This is a genomic window from Synechococcus sp. GFB01, from assembly GCF_001039265.1.
Classification (GTDB): Bacteria; Cyanobacteriota; Cyanobacteriia; order PCC-6307; family Cyanobiaceae; genus NIES-981.
In genome coordinates, this window is sequence record NZ_LFEK01000088.1 from 1 (window position 1) to 6,821 (window position 6,821).

Annotated in this window: 1 protein-coding gene, 2 tRNA genes, 3 rRNA genes and 1 pseudogene; all 7 read left to right on the plus strand. The window is 56.6% G+C overall.

Annotated features, from left to right (window positions below):
• A pseudogene (locus SYNGFB01_RS15555) lies at positions 1–310 on the plus strand (hypothetical protein); the annotation flags it as partial.
• 434 nt (positions 311–744) lie between these two features.
• Positions 745–2,226, plus strand: a 16S ribosomal RNA gene (locus SYNGFB01_RS09555).
• A gap of 221 nt (positions 2,227–2,447) precedes the next feature.
• Positions 2,448–2,521: transfer RNA gene (locus SYNGFB01_RS09560), tRNA-Ile, on the plus strand.
• A gap of 9 nt (positions 2,522–2,530) precedes the next feature.
• Positions 2,531–2,603: transfer RNA gene (locus SYNGFB01_RS09565), tRNA-Ala, on the plus strand.
• A 450-nt stretch (positions 2,604–3,053) separates the two neighbouring features.
• Positions 3,054–5,926 (plus strand): 23S ribosomal RNA (locus SYNGFB01_RS09570).
• Between the two features lie 132 nt (positions 5,927–6,058).
• Positions 6,059–6,174 (plus strand): 5S ribosomal RNA (rrf, locus tag SYNGFB01_RS09575).
• The 16S, 23S and 5S rRNA genes sit together here with 2 tRNA genes alongside, the layout of an rRNA operon.
• A gap of 349 nt (positions 6,175–6,523) precedes the next feature.
• A complete protein-coding gene (locus SYNGFB01_RS15560; protein ID WP_235300095.1) occupies positions 6,524–6,703 on the plus strand; it encodes a hypothetical protein in 180 nt (59 codons plus the stop codon).
• The last annotated feature ends 118 nt before the right edge of the window (positions 6,704–6,821 follow it).

Consider the following 6,821-nt stretch of genomic DNA (forward strand, 5'->3'; position numbering starts at 1 on the left):
CTGGCTGAGCCAGTCACCCGAGATCCTCGTGCCGGGCAGCGACCTCTCCCAGGCCGACTTCCCTGTGCTGGCGGCCGATGGCCCGAAACCCTGGAACGCTCCTCCCTGGGGCTTGCGCTGGTGGGTTGAGCCTGTGCTACGTTATTGGACTGCGCACCGGAAGCGGAGCGCGGCTTACGACGAGGAGGCGAGAGCCGACGGTGTTGTAAGTTTTCTGGGTCGCCGGGAGGCGACGGTCACCGAGAGCTCAGGGAGCGAGGACGAGAGTCCAAGCGGACGTGAGTGGAGGTGGCAGCACCTGGACAACTGAGAAGTTTAGGAACTGACGCTTTCACGGCGTCACCGTTTCGAGGCTTGATCTTGAGGTTTTCCCGAGAGGGGAGGCGGAAAGAGTGGCCGAGAGGATGGTGGCAGAAGCAAGCCGTGAGGGTGTGAGGTCCCGTCAAAACAAACAAGCGACGGGGAACTGCGAGCGAGAGCGGTGAGCCTTCTCACGAGGCGAGCTGCTGAAACGAGCTGGCGGGAACCTGATCGCGACCGGATCTGAGATCTGGGAGAGACAAGGGAGGAGAAATCGGAAGATTTTGAATTCAGTGCACTCTTTGAACCCTTCTGTCAGAGGAAGGAGGCTCCAACTGCAGGGAGAGCCGAGAGGCTTGAGACTGTGGGTGACGAGCAAGTCAGATTGAGAGCGGCTTGAGTTGAGCGAGAGTTTAATTCAGGTTGATCAAGAGGATCTGACCTACAACGGAGAGTTTGATCCTGGCTCAGGATGAACGCTGGCGGCGTGCTTAACACATGCAAGTCGAACGAACCTTCGGGTTAGTGGCGGACGGGTGAGTAACGCGTGAGAATCTGCCCTCAGGAGGGGGATAACGGCTGGAAACGGCCGCTAATACCCCATATGCCGAGAGGTGAAATGAATTTCGCCTGAGGATGAGCTCGCGTCTGATTAGCTAGTTGGTGGGGTAAGAGCCTACCAAGGCGTCGATCAGTAGCTGGTCTGAGAGGATGATCAGCACACTGGGACTGAGACACGGCCCAGACTCCTACGGGAGGCAGCAGTGGGGAATTTTCCGCAATGGGCGAAAGCCTGACGGAGCAACGCCGCGTGAGGGATGAAGGCCTCTGGGCTGTAAACCTCTTTTCTCAAGGAAGAAGATCTGACGGTACTTGAGGAATAAGCCACGGCTAATTCCGTGCCAGCAGCCGCGGTAATACGGGAGTGGCAAGCGTTATCCGGAATTATTGGGCGTAAAGCGTCCGCAGGCGGCCTCGTAAGTCTGTTGTCAAAGCGTGGAGCTTAACTCCATTTCGGCAATGGAAACTGTGAGGCTTGAGTGTGGTAGGGGCAGAGGGAATTCCCGGTGTAGCGGTGAAATGCGTAGATATCGGGAAGAACACCAGTGGCGAAGGCGCTCTGCTGGGCCATAACTGACGCTCATGGACGAAAGCCAGGGGAGCGAAAGGGATTAGATACCCCTGTAGTCCTGGCCGTAAACGATGAACACTAGGTGTCGGGGGAATCGACCCCCTCGGTGTCGTAGCCAACGCGTTAAGTGTTCCGCCTGGGGAGTACGCACGCAAGTGTGAAACTCAAAGGAATTGACGGGGGCCCGCACAAGCGGTGGAGTATGTGGTTTAATTCGATGCAACGCGAAGAACCTTACCAGGGTTTGACATCCTGCGAACCCCTGAGAAATCGGGGGGTGCCTTCGGGAGCGCAGTGACAGGTGGTGCATGGCTGTCGTCAGCTCGTGTCGTGAGATGTTGGGTTAAGTCCCGCAACGAGCGCAACCCACGTCTTTAGTTGCCAGCATTCAGTTGGGCACTCTAGAGAGACCGCCGGTGATAAACCGGAGGAAGGTGTGGATGACGTCAAGTATCATGCCCCTTACATCCTGGGCTACACACGTACTACAATGCTACGGACAAAGGGCAGCAAACTCGCGAGAGCTAGCAAATCCCATAAACCGTGGCTCAGTTCAGATCGTAGGCTGCAACTCGCTACGTGAAGGAGGAATCGCTAGTAATCGCAGGTCAGCATACTGCGGTGAATACGTTCCCGGGCCTTGTACACACCGCCCGTCACACCATGGAAGTTGGCCACGCCCGAAGCCGTTACTCCAACCCTTGTGGAGGAGGACGTCGAAGGTGGGGCTGATGACTGGGGTGAAGTCGTAACAAGGTAGCCGTACCGGAAGGTGCGGCTGGATCACCTCCTAACAGGGAGACAACAACTGACTCTGATGTTTCATCCACATTGTGATGAAACCAAAGTCCTGTCATCTCGATGGTCGATCGGTACCTCAGCCTGACAGCTCTAGCGGCTGATCAGGTTCAGTTCCTAAACTTCGTCTAGGTCACCCCAAAGGGATGTTGAAAGTCGGCTTTGATTGAATTGATCAAGGCTGATTTTTGATGTTACTGAGAGGTCGAAACTCCTCGGCGCATTAGCTCAGGTGGTTAGAGCGCACCCCTGATAAGGGTGAGGTCCCTGGTTCAAGTCCAGGATGGCCCATTCGTGTTTGGGGGTTTAGCTCAGTTGGTAGAGCGCCTGCTTTGCAAGCAGGATGTCAGCGGTTCGAGTCCGCTAACCTCCATGCCACGCTCTGCGCACTGCCAGACCCTCAAGTCGAACGCGACGGAGACGTCGCCAGGAACACGCGACGGAGACGTCGCCAGGAACTTCGACTGGGATGACCAAGATCAGTGCAGCTGATGATTTCAGCCTCCAATCATTCCTGATCAGGTTGATTGGATGCTGAACTCAAGGCTCTGAGAGATCGGAGTCTGTGTTCAGCGCGAACCTTGACAACTGCATAGGTGAGTCTGGAAAGAAAGCATCTCATGGATGTCCAGTGAGAACTGGCGTTCTATTGAGTTTAGAGCCGAGACTTTCCAGTGTTCTTCTGATCCCGCCGAGGGATCGGGAGTTTGATCCTGGCATTCAAACCGGATTGTCAATCAGTGGTCCAAAAGCCAGTGAGGAGCAATCAAGGTGAATCTTGGAGAATGGGCCTCAACAGCCTGAAGCACTGGGAAGATACATTGGTCAAGCTACAAAGGGCTCATGGTGGATACCTTGGCACACAGAGGCGATGAAGGACGTGGTTACCTGCGATAAGTCTCGGGGAGCTGGAAACACGCTTTGATCCGGGAATTTCCGAATGGGGCAACCCCTAGAACGGCCGCCTGAATCCATAGGGCGGTGCGAGCCAACCCAGCGAACTGAAACATCTTAGTAGCTGGAGGAAAGGAAAGTAAAAACGACTCCCTCAGTAGCGGCGAGCGAACGGGGACCAGCCTAAACCGATGGGTTCGCCCATCGGGGTTGTGGGACAGCAATGTGGACCAACGGATTTAGAAGAAGCGTTTGAATGGCGCGCCACAGAGGGTGAAAGCCCCGTATTCGAAAATGAAGTTGGCCTAGCTGTATCCCGAGTAGCACGGAGCACGTGAAATTCCGTGTGAATCCGCGAGGACCACCTCGTAAGGCTAAGTACTCCTGTGTGACCGATAGCGCAACAGTACCGCGAGGGAAAGGTGAAAAGAACCCCGGGAGGGGAGTGAAACAGAACATGAAACCGTGAGCTTACAAGCAGTGGGAGCCCGACTGATCGGGTGACCGCGTGCCTGTTGAAGAATGAGCCGGCGACTTATAGGCACTGGCAGGTTAAACCGGGAATGGTGGAGCCACAGCGAAAGCGAGTCTGAATAGGGCGATCGTCAGTGTTTATAGACCCGAACCCGGGTGATCTAACCATGGCCAGGATGAAGCTTGGGTGATACCAAGTGGAGGTCCGAACCGACTGATGTTGAAAAATCAGCGGATGAGCTGTGGTTAGGGGTGAAATGCCAATCGAACCCGGAGCTAGCTGGTTCTCCCCGAAATACGTTGAGGCGTAGCGTCTTGTGCTCCAGCAGGGGGGTAAAGCCACCGTTTCGGTGCGGGCTGCGAGAGCGGTACCAAATCGAGACGAACTCTGAATACCCTGTGTGTAGCAAGGCAGTCAGACTGTGGGGGATAAGCTCCATGGTCGAAAGGGAAACAGCCCAGACCGCCAGCTAAGGTCCCCAAATCAACGCTGAGTGATAAAGGAGGTGGGATTGCCCAGACAACCAGGAGGTTTGCCTAGAAGCAGCCATCCTCAAAGGAGTGCGTAATAGCTCACTGGTCGAGCGATCCTGCGCCGAAAATGAACGGGGCTAAGCGTTGTACCGAAGCTGCGGATTGATTTATCAATGGTAGGGGAGCGTTCCATGTGGGGTGAAGCGTTAGCGTAAGCGGGCGTGGACTGCATGGAAGTGAGAATGTCGGCTTGAGTAGCGAAAACATGGGTGAGAATCCCATGCCCCGAAACCCTAAGGGTTCCTCCGGCAGGCTCGTCCACGGAGGGTTAGTCAGGACCTAAGGCGAGGCCGAAAGGCGTAGTCGATGGACAACAGGTCAACATTCCTGTACCGGTCATGTTTTGGGAAGGGGGACGGAGAAGGCTAGCCCAGCCAGATGTTGGTTACTGGTCCAAGCGTTCGAGGCGTTGAGAGCTGGCGAAAACAGCTTGAGCTGAGGCGTGAGTGCGAGCTGCTACGGCAGCGAAGTGGGTGACGTCAAGCTTCCAAGAAAAGCCCTATACCCGTTAAGGCATGACTGCCTGTACCCGAAACCGACACAGGTAGGGTGGTAGAGAATACCGAGGGGCGCGAGGTAACTCTCTCTAAGGAACTCGGCAAAATGGCCCCGTAACTTCGGGAGAAGGGGTGCCACCGCAAGGTGGTCGCAGTGAAGAGGCCCAGGCGACTGTTTACCAAAAACACAGGTCTCCGCTAAGTCGCAAGACGATGTATGGGGGCTGACGCCTGCCCAGTGCCGGAAGGTTAAGGAAGCTGGTCAGCGTAAGCGAAGCTGGCGACTGAAGCCCCGGTGAACGGCGGCCGTAACTATAACGGTCCTAAGGTAGCGAAATTCCTTGTCGGGTAAGTTCCGACCCGCACGAAAGGCGTAACGATCTGGGCGCTGTCTCGGAGAGAGGCTCGGCGAAATAGAATTGTCTGTGAAGATGCGGACTACGTGCACCCGGACAGAAAGACCCTATGAAGCTTTACTGTAGCTTGGTATTGTGCTCGGGCTCGGAATGCGCAGGATAGGTGGGAGGCTTTGATCCATTGCTTGCGGGTGATGGTGAGCCAACGGTGAGATACCACTCTTTCCGAGCTAGAGTTCTAACGGCCGCCCGTTATCCGGGGGCCGGACAGTATCAGGTGGGCAGTTTGACTGGGGCGGTCGCCTCCTAAAAGGTAACGGAGGCGCGCAAAGGTTCCCTCAGGCTGGTTGGAAATCAGCGACGAGTGTAAAGGCAGAAGGGAGCTTGACTGTGAGACCTACAAGTCGAACAGGGACGAAAGTCGGCCTTAGTGATCCGACGGTTCTGCGTGGAAGGGCCGTCGCTCAACGGATAAAAGTTACTCTAGGGATAACAGGCTGATCTCCCCCAAGAGTTCACATCGACGGGGAGGTTTGGCACCTCGATGTCGGCTCATCGCAACCTGGGGCTGAAGTCGGTCCCAAGGGTTGGGCTGTTCGCCCATTAAAGCGGTACGCGAGCTGGGTTCAGAACGTCGTGAGACAGTTCGGTCCATATCCGGTGCACGCGCAGGAACATTGAGAGGATTTCTCCCTAGTACGAGAGGACCGGGAGGAACGCACCTCTGGTGTACCAGTTATCGTGCCAACGGTAAACGCTGGGTAGCCATGTGCGGAGTGGATAACCGCTGAAAGCATCTAAGTGGGAAGCCCACCTCAAGATGAGTGTTCCCATGGCTTAAGCCAGTAAGGTCACGGGAAGAACACCCGTTGATAGGCTCTACGTGGAAGCGCAGCAATGCGTGAAGCGGAGGAGTACTAATAGACCGAGGGCTTGACCAACACTCGAGCTCTAAGAGCAGCGGCGATGCCGTTGCCAGCTGATTTCCAGAGGGCGAGATGATGCTGAGCGATCAGAAATCATTGGCCTAACCTATGCAGTTCTCAGGGTTCACCTGGGGATGAAGCGACTATCCTGGTGTCCATGGCGCAGTGGAACCACTCCGAACCATCTCGAACTCGGCTGTGAAACGCTGCAGCGCCGACGATATTTGGGGGCAGCCCCCTGAGAAAATAGGTCGATGCCAGGTAAAATCTTCATTCTGTCGATGCGTCATACCGCCTAATGATTCTGCATCCAGGCGGATGCCGAAGAAGCCACCCGCTCGGGTGGCTTTTTATTGGCTGGCGTCGGCAGAGGCCGGCGCCGGTGGACCTCCGCTCACCACCGGTGCAGGATGGCCTTGGCGCCGACTCTGCCGTGATGCAACGTCCCCTCCCCTGGTTCTGGATCGTGCTCGCTGCGGTGCTGCTGCTCGCACCGATCCCAGCGGGCCGCCTGCTCCTCGACGTGCTTGGCGGCATCACACTCACCATCCTGCTGTTGCCCCTGTTGCTCGGGCCGCCGGCTTCCTCGCCTGGCAGGTGCTGCAGCGGCGCATGCGCACCTGTGCTGTCTGCGGCTTCAGTGCAATCGGTCTGGACCAGTGCCCTGCCTGCGGCTCCCCCTATGAGCAGCAGGCCAGTTCCCCTGCTGATCGTCAGGTCCCCTCCGCCGGGCTTGAGATCGACGCCCGTGACGTGACCATCGATGTGGAAGTGGTGAATGACCGGGACTGAGCGGCCCGCACACCCCCCCGGCTGCATCAGGCATCGTTCTGGAGTTGTTCCAGTTCGGCCAACCGCCGTTCGCGAAGATAGAGAAACAGAGGCGCCGCGCAGGCAAACGCCAGGGTGA